Source organism: bacterium, assembly GCA_022616075.1.
Lineage (GTDB): Bacteria > Acidobacteriota > HRBIN11 > JAKEFK01 > JAKEFK01 > JAKEFK01.
Genome location: JAKEFK010000170.1, coordinates 1 through 16,121, shown reverse-complemented (window position 1 = coordinate 16,121; position 16,121 = coordinate 1). Strand labels below are relative to the sequence as shown.

Here is a 16,121-nt window from a genome sequence, read left to right as displayed (position 1 = left end):
TAAGGGGGAGGAGTCAGAAACATTCGTATGTCTCAAATTTATTTCTTTCTTGGATCATCCGCTGGATTCACATAGTTAATTTGCCAGGGTCCGACACCATGAAGTTGAATGACCGTATCTCCTTTTGCCATTGCAAAGTGGTTCATCTTAGGAGCCAGGAAACCGAACGTACCTGCCGTCATGGGGTTCAATTTGGATTCGTCAAATTTGTCTCCCATTCCAATATGGAATGTTCCTGAAATCACAGTGACATGTTCCACTGCTGGATGGGAATGCGGCGGAATCTTATATCCGTCCGGGATCGAGAGACGCATCGTAAACAATCCTTCTTTCGTGGGATCTCCTTCCATAACGGCAAACTTCGCTCCTTGCGACAGTGACCCGGGGCCATTCTGCCACTGGATCGCATCAGGCGCAAAAATTCCATGATCCGCTGCGCCAATCCACAGAGCGGAAAAAAGCGTCAGTACACCAAAGAACGAAATTCTCTTTTTCATGTTGTCCTCCTTAGAGAATATTAGGTCGAATTATCCGTCATAAACAATTTTGCAATCATTCCGGATAAAAATGTAATCCCGCCAACGAAAATAATTGCGGGAACCATTCCAAATAGATCGGCTACGATACCAGACGCAATCGCTCCAATCGCATAACCGGAGTCGCGCCAGAAGCGATAAACTCCGACAGAAGCGGCTCGCCACGTGGGATGAGCAAGATCTCCCACAGCAGCGAGAAGAGTCGGATAAACCTGCGCCGTGTCAATACCGAGCAAAACCAATCCTGTTATCCAGCCCGCATAGTGATGTGAAAGCGCCAAAAGAAAAATCCCAGCTGCCTGTACCCACATGCCACTCACGATCATCGGCTTGCGTCCGACACGATCACTCAGCGCGCCCGTGTAGATTTGAAGCAAACCCAAACGGCAGGATAGATTGCTGCCAGTTGGCCAATTTGCGCGACGTTCATTTTGAATGATGCGAGAAAAATCGGTAGCAATCCCCAAACCATCCCATCATTCAAATTGTTTACGAGCCCTGCCTGACTACAGCTAAATAAGTTTCTGTTCTTCAAGCTTGTGATTGCGAAAATTTGCCCGATGCCTTTCACGTTTTGTGTTTGGGAGGCCTGCTGCGCTTCCAAAGAAACGTGCCGCCGCGTGTCGATCACAAAGATCAAGGATAAGAAAAAACCGAGCGTGACAAATGCAACTCCCAGATAGAAGGGCTCCGGACGCAATCCGTATTTGGCTGCAATGTAGCCCGAACCAAGAGCCGCCAGCGCGACCGCGAGATATCCGGCAAATTCGTTCAATCCCATTGCGAGCCCTCTCTTTTGCGGTCCGACAAGGTCAATCTTCATCACGACTGTTGTGGACCAGCACAATCCCTGATTGATCCCCAACAAAATGTTTGCAAACACGATCCAGTTCCAGGATGGCGCAAACATGACCAGAAACGGAACCGGTACGCCGAAGAGCCATCCGAGCAACAACAAGCCTTTGCGCCCGTATCTGTCGGATAGAATTCCGGAGAAAAATTCGTAAGCGCTTTCGTGATCCCAAAGCTAACGATGAAGGACAGGATTGTTGTCCTGGAAGTCAGGCCAAACTCTTGTTCAGCAAGCAAAGGAAGAATGGTTCTTTCGAGCCCCACCATCGCTCCAACAAAAGCATTGATGAGGACCAGGAGAGAAAACTGACCCAGGTTTTCACGGAGTCCCAGCCGTACGCGTCTTACTTCTTCGGGCATGAAAACGCAAAATAGCATAGAAACATATATATTCCTAATATATACTTTAAATGATATACATACATAATAACTATGGATCTACATCAACTTTCTTTGTTCCTTGCAGTAGCGGAAAGCGGTTCCATTTCCGCTGCAGCACGTTTGAGAAATATCAGCCAGCCGGTCCTGTCTCTTCACGTCCAGAATCTGGAGGAGTACTTTGGAGTTCCGTTGCTGGATCGCATCGGACGCGGCGTCGAGCTAACAGAAGCAGGGAATCTGCTTGTACAAAAGATTCGAGCTGTGCTCGGATCCGTAATGGAAATGAAGGAGGCAATAGAGGAATGGAAAGATCTGGGGCGAGGCTTTTTGAAAATCGGAGGAAGCACCACACCCGGCGCATATCTGCTTCCCAAAATACTGGGCCAGTTCAAAAAGGAATTTCCTGGTATTGAACTGGACTTGCTTATCGGCAACACCGCTCAGGTTGAACAATGGGTGAGTGAGAACGCTTTGAGCCTTGGAGTGATCGGAAAGAAAACAACGCTTCCTGCTCTGGAAGCTGTGCCTTTTGTAAAAGATGAGCTGGTTGTTATTACGCCGGCAAACCATGTGTTTAGCAAGAAAAAATCGATTCGAGCGAAAGATCTGGCGGGTTATCCATTTATCATTCGGGAGGAAGGTTCCAATACGAGGCAAACCTATGAAGATGTTTTGAAGAGGAAAGGAATCAAGTTAAATATCGCGCTGGAATTGGGCAGCACGGAAGCGATCAAGCAAGCCGTATCTGCCGGCCTCGGGATCTCGATCGTATCCCCCCTTTGCATACAATCGGAACGGAAGCACAAGGATCTTCATGTTTTACGCGTCCATGATGCGGAGTTTGTCAGGGAATTTCATATTATTTCGCTTCGTGACAAGCACCTTAGTCCCGGCACACAACGCTTTCTTCATCAGTTGAAAACTTACGCCGACCTTCCCAGAAGATGAAAAAGAAATCTCCGTACCTGGATTCGCAGATGGCCGAATTTTATGCGAAAGCTTCGGCCAGGCATCAATTCGAGCGCCCGGCGGAGGATCTGGTGAAATGGTTGAAGATTGCAAAGGGAGAAAGAATTCTGGATATTGGCTCAGGCAGTGGAACTGTCGCTTCGGCCACTTGGCAAGCCGTTGGACCTTCCGGATTAGTGGTTGCTCTTGATAGCTCGATAGAAATGCTAAAGCGACAACAAGGCAGTGCTCGGATAAGAACGGTCGCCTGCGCACCAGACGTGCCGTTTGTAGATGATGTCTTTGAAGCCGTTACCGCTGGATTCGTGCTCACTCATATTCAGGATTATGCAGCTGCATTGGTGCAAATCATTCGAGCCTTGCGGCCCGGAGGAATTCTGGGAGCAACCGCATGGGGAAGTGGAACAACAAAGGTATCGGAAGTCTGGAAAAGTACGATACGGCAATATGTGGATCCTGAAGCTGTTCAAAAAGAATTTGACCGCATTATTCCCTGGGATGAATTATTTTCGGAAAGCAAGCACATAGTAGAAGCATTCAAAAGTGCAGGCTTCGTTGATGTGAAAGTTGAGACGAAAGACTATCTCATCTCCGTAGATCTTCAGGAGTATATTGCAACAAAAATTGGAAGCATCGAAGGGACGATCGTACGGGACAATCTAACGGAGGAAGGATGGAAAGAGTTTTTGGGCCAACTGCTCTTTAGTCTCCAGGAACAATTTCCGGATGGAATTAAGTACACACGCAACGTGCATTTCGTTTCCGGGCGAAAACCAGTCTAAAATTTCAGGCCATCAAACAACACAATATCGGATTCTGCCTCACTGACGGCGGCATAGATGAAACGGCCGTCTGGCGACCAGGAGATGCGACGGCTGATGAAAACCGGACGATTTTCGAAATCGGTAAAACGCTGCAATTTGCCGTCTGTGGTGGACACCCCCCAAATATTGACGGCGACACCATCTCCGAGTGGAAGAGCGAGCCACCTCCCATCGGGCGAAATAACCTGCTGAACTCGAGTTCCAACGGTAGTTAGCCGGTGCCAGGATATGCGAGCCACTAAACGTGAAGGTCCATTCTCCGGACCGGACTGGCCGAACGGATTTCGAAATCAATACCCCCGTTGGCCCTTGGGACTTCGACGCCAAAATAAAGGACCTTGCCATCGGGCGAGAGCGCAGGCATAAAAGCGTTTTCTCCCCTAACAACTATGGGTGTCCCTCCTGCAGCAGGTATTTTCAGCAGTGGTTTGGCCGAAGAGTTCTTTTGATCTTGATAATATAGCCAGCGGCTATCAGGCGACCAACAGGCCCACCAACCGCTCAAAAATAACTCGCGTAAGCCACTGCCGTCAGGCCGGATCATTGAGTATCCAAAACGATCCTCCTCGTACCAGTAAAAAGCAATCTGCTGTCCATCGGGTGACCAGGCCGGCACGCCAATTATGCGTTGAAAATCGCGCTCAAATGTAAGCTGCCTTGTTTCGCTACCATCAACATTGGTGACCCAGAGATTAGAATGTCCTGCAATATCGGAAACATAAACCAGATGTAAACCATCCGGACTCACAGAAGGTGCGCGGACTTCAGCCGTCTGTTTTGTAATTTGCGTCGCGCTGCGAACGTTTTCAACCGGATCGTTATCGATTGGGAAACGCCAGAGATTGGAACGCATGTGAACCCGACTTGCAACAAGAACGCCTTCAATGCTGATATCGGGATGTATATAAGAGGCTTCACCGAAAGTTAATTGCCGCGGCGCATCATTATCAAATGAGAGCAACCAGAGCTGAAGAGTCGGCAGATAGGGCATGATACTTCCGCGAGATGAACTGAACGCGATGCCGGAACGATCAGGGAGCCATGCAAATCCATTCACATCACCGAGTCTTATTCTTGTCATCTCGATTGAATTGGTTTCGCCGGTTCGGATGATAAAGATACTGCCCCGGTCATTAGTAATTCCTTTGATATACGCGATGGCTGAACCATCAGGAGACCATCGTCGTGTTGTGTAGGAATAGCCCGTTTCAAAACTCGTCATTACGTGCAGATCAGAACCGTCGCGCTTGGTTAGCGCCAGCTCGGGTTTCCCTTTCTCAAGCCGAAAGAATGCCAGGCGATCATCAGTTCTATTGATATCGGCCCCGCTAAGACTGTGACTCAGACGACGCGGCGGATCACCGAGTGCCGAAACCTCCCAAAGGGAACCTGCTTCCTCATTCCGGACAGGCGGTGAAAAGTAAATCAGGGAGCTGGAGTCGCGCGCCCAACGTGGATATAAATGGTCAATCGGGTCTTTGGTGATCTGCAACGCTGGGCCGCCGGCAGTCAATCGAACCCAAAGTTGACGCTTCCCGTCGACACTTGCTGAAAATGCGACCGAACGGCCATCGGGCGACAACGCAGGGAATTCTTCCAGTCCGGTAAATTCGCTTAGGCGAGATACCCGTACCGGTGAGCTCAAACGCGATTCGTCTTTTTGCCAAAATAATTCGCCAATGATTGCACCCGCCGCAAGCACAACCAACACAAGACTCGCTGCCAACAGAATCCTCTTTTGCCTTGCTGCCCATGATTTAACAGGCGCATCCGTTCGAAGAGCTTCGGTTCGCGAGACAATGGGGATCAGCTCAAGATCAAAAGCCAAATCCTGCGCCGACTGCAATCGATCGGCCGGATCCTTCTCCAAGCAATGCTGAATAATCCGGTCAAGCACCGGCGGAACATCGGGATTCAAATCAGAGAGCTTTGTTTGTTCTTCCTTCAGGATCGCATTCATCGTTTCGATAATGGATTCGCGCACGAAGGCCGGCTTGCCGCCTACGAATTCAAAAAGGATCGCGCCAAGATTGAAGATGTCGGCGCGGTGATCAACCTTTTGTCCGAGTACCTGCTCCGGAGCCATATAACCTGCGGTACCCAGGATCACACCTGTTTCTGTTTGGGCTGGTTCAACTGTATCGGTTGTTGAAACGGCAACCGGGTCATACTTCAGTTTCGCAAGACCGAAGTCAAGAATTTTGATCTGTCCATCACGAGTTAAGAAAAGGTTCTCAGGCTTCAGGTCGCGATGAACAATCCCTTTCGCGTGTGCCTGAGCGAGCGCATGGGCGACCTGCTTCGCATAATCGATTGCCTTCCGTATAGGCAGAGCGCCCGTCCGCAGTACTTGCCGGAGGTTCTGGCCGTCGAGTAACTCGCACACAATATAAGGCGAGCCATTGTGCACACCGATGTCATGGATGGCCATGATGTTCGGATGATTCAGCATACCTGCTGCGCGTGCCTCCTGTTCGAATCGCCGCAAACGATCCGTATTCGTGGACAGCGCCGAAGGAAGAATCTTTATTGCTACCTCACGACCAAGGCGCAAATCTCTGGCGCGATAAACCTCCCCCATCCCGCCTGCTCCAATCGGAGCAAGAATTTCGTACGCCGCAATAAGGGTTCCAACGGAAAGCGCCATTTTAAATTCAGTGTGACTGCAGTCAGTAACAACAGAATAGCACGAACGATTTGAGCCACTATCGATTGTTTTCGCTTATTGCAAAAAGGCAAAATGGAACTTACCATTGTTAGAATTATGTATTTTTCGCTTCGATTCCTGGGTATTTTGGCATGTAGCCTTGCAATCATTTTCTGCGTGGCTACGTGTTCTGTACCCGACTTTTTAGCAGCGAGTAAAACAACGGAACGTTGCCACACTGAAAAAGACGGTCAAGACGAATCCCAACCGCAGAAATTCTGTTGCAGCGGTGAAGCGATTCTACCTTCCGGCCAGAGCTGTTTCTTTTTTGTGGCAGATCACCCGCCACTTATACCTTGTTCTGTTTCGACGATCGTTGGTGTTTCAAACAGAAGCAGATCGATAGATTTTTACTTCTTCCAGGACTCGAGTCCTCCAGGTAGCACAGTCCTTCGGATCTAATTTCTTCTTGAGTTGTGTTTCGCCCTTTATCTCTGTCCATTAACCACTAAGTCTGAGGAACGCAATGATTAGAAGAAATTTGACGTTATTCATCCTATCTTTTGCGCTGTTATTTTCATCCGTTTTGTTTGCGCAACACGAACATGACGCTCCACCTGCCGAACAAGACCAGCAGCAGGATCCGCATGCTCAACACAAGATGCCGGATATGAAACACGACAATCCTGCTTCGCATTTTTTTATGACACAGGGCGCAGGAACCGCCGTAAACCCGGAATCGAGCTCCATGGCTATGGCGATGAAGAAGGCGGGAGACTGGAGCCTGATGGTGCATGGTTACGCTTTCCTGAATGTGATCGAGCAGTCAGGACCACGCGGCGGTGATGATGTGTTCTCCACGAATCACTTGATGTTAATCGGAGAGCGACAGCCTAATTCGGATAGCAGTTTTCTGATTCGGGCCATGTTGAGCTTAGAACCAGGAACAATTCAAGACGGCCAGTATCCGCTGTTATTTCAAACCGGCGAAACAGCCGATGGTGAACCGATCATCGATGGGCAGCATCCACACGATCTATTCATGGAGCTGAGCGCACAATACGGGTACCAGGTGAATCCAGAAACACTCGTCCATTTTTATGGCGGACTGCGCGGTGATCCGGCGCTGGGACCCGTAGCGTTTCCACACCGGATTTCAGCGCAAGAGTTGCCGCAGGCCGCGTTGTCTCATCACCTGCAAGACTCCACCCATATAGCGGATATGGTTTTCACAGGCGGAATCAAGTACAAACAATTTCGTTTAGAATTCAGCGCCTTTCACGGCGCCGAACCGGACGAAGACCGGTGGGATCTGGATCCCGGAGCGATCGATTCCTGGTCAACGCGATTTACATACACGCCAACTGAAAACTGGGCTGCGCAAATATCCACGGGCAGGTTGAAGAACCCGGAAGAACTGGAGCCCGGCGATATTCAAAGAACTACATCTTCCGTTTCCCACCATCGTCGTCTCTCCGATGGGTTTTGGGCATCGAGCATTGTGTGGGGTTGGAATCACAAGATCTTGGAGGATCTAGATATTCATTCCTATTTGTTTGAAAGCGTGTGGCAGTTCCGCCACGTGAATTATTTGACCGGCCGCCTCGAAATCGTCGATAAAGATGAACTCTTCGGACACGGATCGGAGCTTGAGAATGGACCGGAAGATATTGAAGATGAAGTATTCAATATCAAGGCATTTACCTTTGGGTATGCTCGCGATTTTGATTTGATTCCGGGATTTCAAACCGGAGCCGGCGCGAATATGACTTTTTACTCAACACCCGGTGAGCTGGAGCCTTTTTATGGTGACAGTCCCAAAGGTTTCTTTTTTTATTTCCGCATCCGTAAAGGACATGGTGAACATTGAAAAAATATAATACAAAGAATAAATCAAGGAGCTGAGCATTGAAAAAAATAGGAATCGTTGCCTTTTCACTTTTGTTTTCAATCCATGGAATGACCCATGATCTGTTTTTGCGCCCCGCTTCTTTTGTTTTAGCCGGGCCGGGTGAATTAAAGTTAAGCATGTGGCTCTCCGAGGCCTTTCCGGGAAAAGAGCAAAAATGGCGTTCCGACAAAACTGTTTCCACGATTGTAAAGGGACCTGGAGGACTCCAGAAAATACCAAATGTTCCTGATGCTTCAGCGACAGTTTCTCTAAAACAAACTGGAACTTACGTCATTGGCTGGGAAGCAACTCCGTCTTACATAAAAATCGACGCCCTAACTTTCAATAAATATCTGGAGGCGGAGTATAAAAGCGCCCTGCATATGCGAAAACAGCGAGGCGAAGAGCAAAAAGAGGGGACAGAAAAATACTTTCGATATTTAAAGAGTATTGTTCAGGTTGGAGCTCAGCGAACGGACGATCCGAAGCAACCAGTAGGTCATAAAATTGAGTTCATTCCGCTTTCAAATCCGTATGAAGTCCACGCGGGAAACTCGCTTGAATTTCAACTTCTCTTTGAGGGTAAACCACTCTCTGATGCAAAAGCATTTGCTACTTACGATACGTTTAGCAGGGAGCATGATGTCTATGCGCAAACAGTAGAGAGTGGTCCCGATGGGAAACTCAAGATTCAGATAGACCAACCCGGACTCTGGATGGTCCGGGCAAATCATATTCTTCCACTTGCCACAGATTCAAAGGCTGAATGGGTCAGTTATTGGGCCAACGTGACATTCGAAATCGCGAAATGACCTCAGCGATAACATTTTCGGATATTACTTTTTTGGAGGCGTGTATTTTATGATTTCTACTTTTTCCATGGTTATGAGTCCGCCCGCATTGGCTTGATCGAATAAATCGTCGATCGTTTTGAGAAAGTCTTTAATTTTTTGTTCCGCGTCTACGATCTCGATGACGAAAGGAAGATCTTCAGAGAGTTCAAGAAGCTTTGCTTTGTGAATCACACTTCCCGCGCCGAATCCTTCAACGGCACGCAACACGGTTGCTCCGGCCAATCCAGCCTCTTTCGCACGATGCACAATCACTTCATATAGAGGTTTATGTGCAACCTGGTCACGTTCTCCCACAAAAATTCTAAGTAGTTTCGCTTCACCAGCCAGCCGCATGCAGTCTCCTTCATATTAATTTGCCAATTACGGATCCAAGCCATGTTGCTCCTAGGCAAATAAATACTGTCGATAAAATATTGATCATGCCTGTTTGATAGCTGCCCTCACGAAGCAATTCTACTGTCTCATAGCTGAACGTTGAAAACGTGGTGAAGCCTCCAAGGATTCCGATCGTAAGAAAAATTCTAAAGTTGGCGCTAATCACAAACCGTTCTTCAAACAGAGCCATTAAAAATCCAATCAGCAAGGATCCCATTACGTTCACAACCAAGGTGCCGTAGGGAAAATCCTGGCCGAGAACACGATAAGTTGCCAGTGAAAGCCAATACCGGCAGGCTGAACCTATAAATCCTCCGATCCCCGCAATAATCAGTTTCTGCAAATCGTTTTTCCTTACAGCATTTTGGCGACTGCACGCTTTACGTGAATCTGAGTCGTATCAAGGAACGAAATGCCCTGATAAGTTTTATCCCGGAGGATCAAAGGAAGCTCGGTTCCTGCCAATACCAATCCTTGAATACCGGTTTCTTCCTTTAACCTGGTTACAATCGAAAGCAAGTCACTTCGCGTTTCAGGTAGAAACTTTCCATTTAATAATTCATTCATATATCTATCATGGATGTATGTCCGGTCGTGCTCGTTTGGAACAACCAGAGTGATATTGCTGGATGTGAAGACTTTCGCATAGAATGTCCCTTCCATTGTAAAGCGTGTTCCGAACAAACCCACCTTGTCAAAACCAGCAGCATGGACAGCATCACGGGCGGCCTCAACAATGCTGATTAATGGTATGGGAGATTGCGCTGCGAGCTCATTAAATACAATGTGAGGAGTGTTCGAAGCCAACAGCCCGAAATCGGCGCCGGCTTTCGCAAGCTTAATAATTTCGGTCAATAGATACTGGGTTACTTCCGTCAGCTGGTTAGCGCCGATCAATTCCAGCATCTTCTTCAGGTCAATGCTGTTGATAATAATCGATGGATAACTTCCGTCTTTCTTTTGCTCCTGGTAGGCTGCAATAATTTGCCGGTAATACTCAATCGTGGATTCTGGACCTGTACCCCCGATAATTCCTAACGTTGCCATGAAAGATAAATCCTCATTCAGATGGTGTCGTGATGTCAAATAGGGGGCATCAAGACTTCAGCGCGACAGACTTATTCAAATGTGCTCACATTTGCGTGGCGGATCCATTTCCCCTGGACTTTTTCATAAGTCATGATTCCTGCATACACAAATTGTTGTTCTTGCTCCTTACCGGTTGAATCCTTCTGTACGCGCCTTACCTTGATGCGGCTGATGATCCAACCCATAGTTCCGTCCTTTGAGACACGAACTATCGGAGGCTCCAGATTATTCCATTCGTAATACGTGGCGTTTTGAAAGTACTGTGTGAACATTTCCCGCTCTTGCTGCCTTGTCACGCGATCGATTTTTCCACGCGCTACTGTAATGAATAGATCAGGAGAACTTTCAAGCAGGAGTTCGACATCGGTTTCAAAATGAGCGCGCCGATCCTGTTCGTGCATTTTCAACAGACCGGCTTCTTCTTCGCTTAAACCAAAACAATTCACACAGGTCAAAAGAACAGCAGCAAACGAAAAAAGCTTCTTCATGATCCCTCCCGCGTGCTGCCAGATTATCGGAAAGGCAAACCATGTGCTTAGTGAATTCCGCGAAGCGCTGCGTCCGTGGTGCAGAGCGTCAGGAATTGGTGCGAATGGGCGGGTTAGCAAAACATTGACTCAGAGTCCGGTGCCCTGGCTGAGTAGTCTTTTTCTCTATTCTTGTCTCAGTGGTCTTTGCCGCCCCCGGTGGTGATGACATCATTTCCGCCTCCACCTTTGATCCTATCGTTTCCTCTTTAAGCTAATCGTTCCAGGTAATGACGGATCTCATCGGTACTGCCGGTGAGAAAGATGCTGCCATGACGGATCAGGAAAATTTGTTGGGCAAGCGCAAGAACCTCTTCGCGATTGTGGGATACGTAAATCAGAGTAAATTGGAATTCCTCTTGAAGACGGAGAATCTCTTTTCTGAGTTGCGCATTCAATTCGAAGTCCAGACTCGATAAGGGCTCGTCCATCAGTAAAATCTTCGGGCGAGTAACAAGAGCACGTGCCAATGCAACCCGCTGTTTTTCTCCACCGGACAGTTCGGATGGTTTTCGGTCGATCTTGTCTTCCAGTTGCACCATTCGCAACATTTCTCTGACCCTCGAATCAGTTTCCATACGCGAAGCGCCTCGTGCCTTTAATGGAAAAGAAATATTTTCCCGCACGGTCATGTGAGGCCAAAGTGCCAGGTCCTGAAAAACCATGCTGATTCCGCGGTGTTCAGGTTCGATGAAGATCCGGCCATCTGCTGAAACAACCTGCCCATTGATCCGGATCAATCCGCGATCAGGCGTAAGGAAGCCTGCTATTAGCCGGAGCAATGTCGTCTTTCCACTGCCGGAAGGTCCAAAGAAAGCTGCGCGGCTCGCCCTTTCAATTTCGAAACTAATATGTTGAACCGCTCCGTTTTGCGCAAAAGATTTGGAGACATTCTCAAACAGAATCATTCCAGCTTCCTTTTTCGAACAGCAAACAACAACATCAAAGGGATGGCTGTTATTGAAATTAACAGGACACAAGAAGCTGCAACCTGTTCTTCAGGACTGTTGGCCATTAGAGTGAGAATCCGGACTGTTAAGTTATCGCTGCCTGGTGGGTAAACCATCATGGTGATGGCCGTTTCTTTCATGCAGAAAATGTAGGCGATCAACCATCCTGCTATTAATCCTGGTGCGGCCAGAGGAACCGTGATTTGCATGATCCTGCGCATCCAGGATGCTCCGGCCATTTGCGCCGCCTCTTCCATGGATTGTGAGATGCGCGCAATCGATGCCGCGGAAATTCGTGAAGTCAGAGCGATGTACTGGGCCGTGTATCCCAAAAGAATTACAACGGGGCTGCTGTAGACCCACGCAACTGTGGGATGGTTCCACATGCTGATCAGTCCGATTGCGATCACGGGTCCAGGCAACGCGAACAGGAAAATTGTAAAACTATCAACCCACGGCCAGAGTCGCGATCTTTTCTTTAGAATGAGATATCCCGCGAAAAAACCTGTCACAATCAAAAGAGTTGCTCCGGTCAGTGCGAAAAACAAACTCCGAAACAGGCTGTCCTGAGTTTGTCGGAGCGCTTCTACATAATTAGACAGTGTACCGGCCCTAAGCACGATTGCGAGGAGCGGGGCCAATATCACGCAGCAAAGCAGTAGGACAAGCAACAGCGAGGGCAACCGGCCGAATTTTAAATCGATAACCAGATCCTTTGCGGCATAAGAAGTGTCGGCCGGATCGATTCTACCCTCCAAGCTTGTTCTCTCGATAATGATTACGAGAAGAGCAACCAAACAAAGGGGGACTGCAGCAGCAGTAGCAGTTCCAAAATCGTAGAACGCAGCAAATTGAGTAAGTGATCTTGCAGCAAATACATCGTACCGGAGAAACATTGGTACCGTCACTTCTCCCAGCGTCAGAAGAAAAACCAGCGTCGTTGCAAAAATCAATCCGGCCCTGATCAGCGGCAGCGATATATAAAGGAGCACAACTTTCCATCCTGCAATCAACCGTACAGCTTCTTCCAGACTGGAAGGTATGGTTCTGAGAAATGCAATCGTCAGCAATATGACGATCGGCAGAAAAACAGTGGTCAGGACGAGAACGCATCCACCGAAACCAAAGAAAAAGGAATTGTCCCATAAAAAGTGTGCTAATAACCCCTGCCGGTTGAGTATATGAAACCAACCGAGGCCGAAAAAAAACGGTGGCAAGACGAAAGGAAGAACAAAAAGCGGCAGAAAAAATTTTCGAAACGGCAAATTGGTCTTCCCCATTAAGATTCCAAGAGGGATGCCTAACACAGCCGTAGTCAGCGCAACGGTGAGCGAAAGAAGAATTGAATTCCTTAGCAGTCTCCATTGATTGGTTGATGAGAATACTTCTATGTAGTTCGCCAGAGTGATATGGCCATCCTCAATGAAGCTCTGCGCGAAGACAGCGAGAACGGGAGCAAATCCGGTAACGATCAGCACAACTATAGTTAATGAAAGGGAAATGTTTTGTGAGCTCAGTATTGCTTGCTGAGGCAACATACGATCTTAATATCCAACCCATTCCTTTAGGTATGGTTGGATTTCCTGGAGCTTCTGTGCCAGATGAGCGTAATCGACCTGCATTGCGCGAATGTTTTCAATGCGTGGGACATCGGCGGGAGTTTCGATGCCTCGATGAAGCGGAATTTGCGCACAGTCAGCAAAAGCCAGCTTCCTTTCCGTTTCTTTGGATAGCAAGTAGTCGATGAGTTTCTTACCCAAATCCGGATGAGGACTGCCTCGAATCAGCATCACTGCGTTGGGTAAAAGCAGGCAACCAATTCCATCTTGATCGGGATAAATCATTTTCACCGGCTTGCCTTGTCTTGCTCTGTTGATGGCGTCGTCACTATCGACAAGACTGAAAGCATGCTCGCCTGCGGAAACCAGGTCAGCGCTTTCGCCGTTGCTTGTAGAAATTTTCACGCCGTTCCTCTTCAATTTCTGCAAAAAATCCTTTGACTTCTCTTCACCCCAGATGGAAAACAGTGCAGCCATCTGAACGGTTGTGGTCCCGAAAAGTGGATTCGCGATCACAGCCTTGCCTTTCCACCGGGCGTCGGTGTAGTCCAATACGGACTGCGGTTCTTGCGCTTCTTCCTTATTTACAATGAAAACTCGGGCGCGAGCGGAAAAGCCGATCCAAAAGTTGTTCGGCTCTTTAAATACGGCTGGAATATCTGAAGCCACAGGAGAAGCATATGGAATCGTAATTTGTTTTTGTTTCAAAAATTCCGCCCGGATCGGCTCATTTGCCCAATACACGTCACACTGGGGATTTCTTTGTTCTGCAATCAAACGATTCATCACTCCGGTCCCTTTTGTTTCTTCAGTATCGAAAACCGGCTTTACTTTGATTCCGGTTTCGCGTTCAAAATCCTTCAGGATCGGCTCGGAAAAAACTTGATCTTCCGATACGTACGCTACAACGGTGTCGCCGGTTCTCGTGTTTTCGTCTTTCTTGGAACATCCAAACACAGTACAAAGCGCGAATATCAGGCCCGCAAATCTTATAAACCGTCTCATGGGATAATGCTCCTTACTTCATGGTTTCAATCAGGAGATCATCGAAATAGGTAACGGAATCGGCTTTTGTCCACAAGCCGATTTTGCCTGCTCCTGGAAAGGTGCTGTCTTCTACTTCAAAAAGCTTCGGACCGTTGAAATGGATCTCGAATAGGTTTGCGGTGGCCTTAACAGAAAGAGTACTCCACTGACCGGACGGCACTTTGATCTTCTTCCCATAGGTCCGCCCCAAATCTTTCAACGGAAGATCGGTTCGCTTTCCATCCTGTACCTTGTAGAGAACCACGTTGTCTTCCAGTGCATTAGCTCTAACAATGTAGTAGTTATTCGCGTCCTTGTATCGCAATACGATTCCGGCTGCCTGATCTTCCGATCCGCTTACCGGTTTGATCCTGACACTTATAAGCACGTCCTGTGCCTGGAATTGGTCATAGACGCACACGGGGAAACGGTAGCTTGTGCTGTCAGAATCCAATTGGGCGAGCACGCTCGGTTTTGATGGAGCTGAGGCGTCCGCAATGACGACCCACTTGCCCGGTTTCCCCTTGCCGCTGAGATCCGTCACAAAACCTTTCGGCTGCTCATTCGGCTTGTCCTGATCGAATTGAATCCGGACATTAGCAGTAAACGCCATCGATGAAACAAGTACGAAGCACCCAATCGTCAGGATTGCTAATTTCATAACTTGCTCCTTTTAACATTCGTTTCATAAACATATAACATTCTGATATAGGAGAGGAACGAGGCATGAAACATTTCGTCGTATTCTTTTGTTTTTTGTTTTTCTGCACAATTTTATTTGCACAAGACAAGGCGCTGGATCCATTTCAAGAACTTGATCGTGTTTTTGAAATGCCAGGAAAAACCCAAGAGGGAGGTGTTTACAAATTTTCCTGGCCGCGATCAGATCTGCGCGTAACTGTAAACGATGTTTCGATCGAAACTGGACTCGCTCTTGGCTCGTGGGCAGCCTTCAAGAAAAGTGCCGGAAACGAGTTGATGACAATGGGAGATCTTGTATTACTTGCTTCCGAAGTGAATCCTGTCATTCAGCAGTTGCAAACTGGAGGTTTTGAAGTTCTCGGGATCCACAACCATATCATTGGCGAATCACCGCAGGTCATGTATGTCCATTTCAGCTCACACGGTCCGGCGGAACGTCTGGCTCAAACGATCAAAAACGGATTGGGACGTACAAAGACTCCTCTGAAGTCAGTGAAATCGCCGGTTGCAGCGGACCTGGAACCCATTGCTGGCAACTCATTTGAAAAAGTCCAAGAAATTCTTGGCCGTAAAGGGAATCAGAATGGCAACGTACTGCAGATCGGCGTGCCAAGAAGTGGAAAAATTCAAATGAATGGCGAGGAAGTTCCTCCATCCATGGGAATGGCTATAGCATTGAACTTTCAATCGACAGGAGGGAAAGTCGCTGCCACAGGAGATTTTGTTCTCACCGGTGATGAAGTGAATCCTGTAATGAAAGAGTTGCAGGCCAATGGGATTCAAGTGACCGCGCTTCATAACCACATGATTGACGACGAGCCACGATTGTTCTTCTTACACTTCTGGGTGATCGAAAGCCCTGACGTTGTGGCAAACGCGTTGAAGTCCGCACTCACGAGGATCAACGCAAGGTAATTGCTTATAAAAGTTGAGTTTTTC

At 48.0% G+C, this 16,121-nt stretch carries 16 protein-coding genes and 1 pseudogene; 5 read left to right on the top strand and 12 right to left on the bottom strand.

Annotation, left to right across the window (positions count from 1 at the left end; genetic code table 11):
* Positions 1–38 precede the first annotated feature (38 nt).
* Together L0156_13535 and L0156_13530 are read right to left on the bottom strand one after the other, a co-directional pair.
* The gene (locus tag L0156_13535; protein ID MCI0604018.1) at positions 39–497 is read right to left on the bottom strand and encodes a cupin domain-containing protein; all 459 of its coding nucleotides are present in this window, start codon (positions 495–497) and stop codon (positions 39–41) included.
* Positions 498–517: 20 nt separating this feature from the next.
* Positions 518–1,748, bottom strand: a pseudogene (locus L0156_13530) (MFS transporter).
* Positions 1,749–1,820: 72 nt separating this feature from the next.
* Here L0156_13530 and L0156_13525 point away from each other — a divergent pair.
* On the top strand, positions 1,821–2,717 hold the full coding sequence (locus tag L0156_13525; GenBank protein ID MCI0604017.1) for a LysR family transcriptional regulator: 897 nt from the start codon (positions 1,821–1,823) through the stop codon (positions 2,715–2,717).
* A complete protein-coding gene (locus tag L0156_13520; GenBank protein ID MCI0604016.1) occupies positions 2,714–3,520 on the top strand; it encodes a class I SAM-dependent methyltransferase in 807 nt (268 codons plus the stop codon). The genes L0156_13525 and L0156_13520 overlap by 4 nt, the downstream gene beginning before the upstream one ends.
* Here L0156_13520 and L0156_13515 read toward each other — a convergent pair.
* Both L0156_13515 and L0156_13510 read right to left on the bottom strand, forming a co-directional pair.
* Positions 3,517–3,801, bottom strand: a complete 285-nt coding sequence (locus tag L0156_13515; protein MCI0604015.1) for a hypothetical protein — start codon at positions 3,799–3,801, stop codon at positions 3,517–3,519. The two genes, L0156_13520 and L0156_13515, sit on opposite strands and share 4 nt — an antisense overlap.
* Positions 3,801–6,209 (bottom strand): protein kinase, encoded by a 2,409-nt coding sequence (locus L0156_13510; GenBank protein MCI0604014.1) that lies wholly within the window; start codon positions 6,207–6,209, stop codon positions 3,801–3,803. Before L0156_13510 ends, L0156_13515 begins: the two co-directional genes overlap by 1 nt.
* A 526-nt stretch (positions 6,210–6,735) precedes the next feature.
* Here L0156_13510 and L0156_13505 point away from each other — a divergent pair.
* Both L0156_13505 and L0156_13500 read left to right on the top strand, forming a co-directional pair.
* Entirely contained in the window at positions 6,736–8,079 is a 1,344-nt protein-coding gene (locus L0156_13505; GenBank protein ID MCI0604013.1) for a hypothetical protein, read from the top strand.
* 38 nt (positions 8,080–8,117) lie between these two features.
* A complete protein-coding gene (locus L0156_13500; GenBank protein MCI0604012.1) occupies positions 8,118–8,912 on the top strand; it encodes a DUF4198 domain-containing protein in 795 nt (264 codons plus the stop codon).
* Between the two features lie 24 nt (positions 8,913–8,936).
* Here the strand turns inward: L0156_13500 and L0156_13495 are convergent, their stop codons facing one another.
* From L0156_13495 to L0156_13460, 8 genes are all read right to left on the bottom strand, one after another.
* Positions 8,937–9,287, bottom strand: coding sequence for a DUF190 domain-containing protein (locus L0156_13495; GenBank protein MCI0604011.1), 351 nt, complete (start codon positions 9,285–9,287; stop codon positions 8,937–8,939).
* 10 nt (positions 9,288–9,297) lie between these two features.
* Complete coding sequence (gene crcB, locus L0156_13490; protein ID MCI0604010.1) at positions 9,298–9,672, bottom strand: fluoride efflux transporter CrcB; 375 nt, start codon at positions 9,670–9,672, stop codon at positions 9,298–9,300.
* A gap of 11 nt (positions 9,673–9,683) precedes the next feature.
* Positions 9,684–10,376 (bottom strand): amino acid racemase, encoded by a 693-nt coding sequence (locus L0156_13485; protein MCI0604009.1) that lies wholly within the window; start codon positions 10,374–10,376, stop codon positions 9,684–9,686.
* Between the two features lie 71 nt (positions 10,377–10,447).
* Complete coding sequence (locus L0156_13480) at positions 10,448–10,906, bottom strand: hypothetical protein (protein MCI0604008.1); 459 nt, start codon at positions 10,904–10,906, stop codon at positions 10,448–10,450.
* A 248-nt stretch (positions 10,907–11,154) separates the two neighbouring features.
* On the bottom strand, positions 11,155–11,853 hold the full coding sequence (locus tag L0156_13475) for an ABC transporter ATP-binding protein (GenBank protein ID MCI0604007.1): 699 nt from the start codon (positions 11,851–11,853) through the stop codon (positions 11,155–11,157).
* Complete coding sequence (locus tag L0156_13470) at positions 11,850–13,433, bottom strand: iron ABC transporter permease (GenBank protein MCI0604006.1); 1,584 nt, start codon at positions 13,431–13,433, stop codon at positions 11,850–11,852. Before L0156_13470 ends, L0156_13475 begins: the two co-directional genes overlap by 4 nt.
* 6 nt (positions 13,434–13,439) lie before the next feature.
* Positions 13,440–14,459, bottom strand: coding sequence for an extracellular solute-binding protein (locus tag L0156_13465; GenBank protein ID MCI0604005.1), 1,020 nt, complete (start codon positions 14,457–14,459; stop codon positions 13,440–13,442).
* Between the two features lie 13 nt (positions 14,460–14,472).
* Positions 14,473–15,141: a hypothetical protein gene (locus L0156_13460; protein ID MCI0604004.1), complete on the bottom strand. Its 669-nt coding sequence runs from the start codon at positions 15,139–15,141 to the stop codon at positions 14,473–14,475.
* A gap of 65 nt (positions 15,142–15,206) precedes the next feature.
* On the opposite strand from L0156_13460, the gene L0156_13455 reads away from it, so the two are divergent.
* The gene (locus L0156_13455) at positions 15,207–16,097 is read left to right on the top strand and encodes a DUF1259 domain-containing protein (GenBank protein ID MCI0604003.1); all 891 of its coding nucleotides are present in this window, start codon (positions 15,207–15,209) and stop codon (positions 16,095–16,097) included.
* Positions 16,098–16,121: the final 24 nt, after the last annotated feature.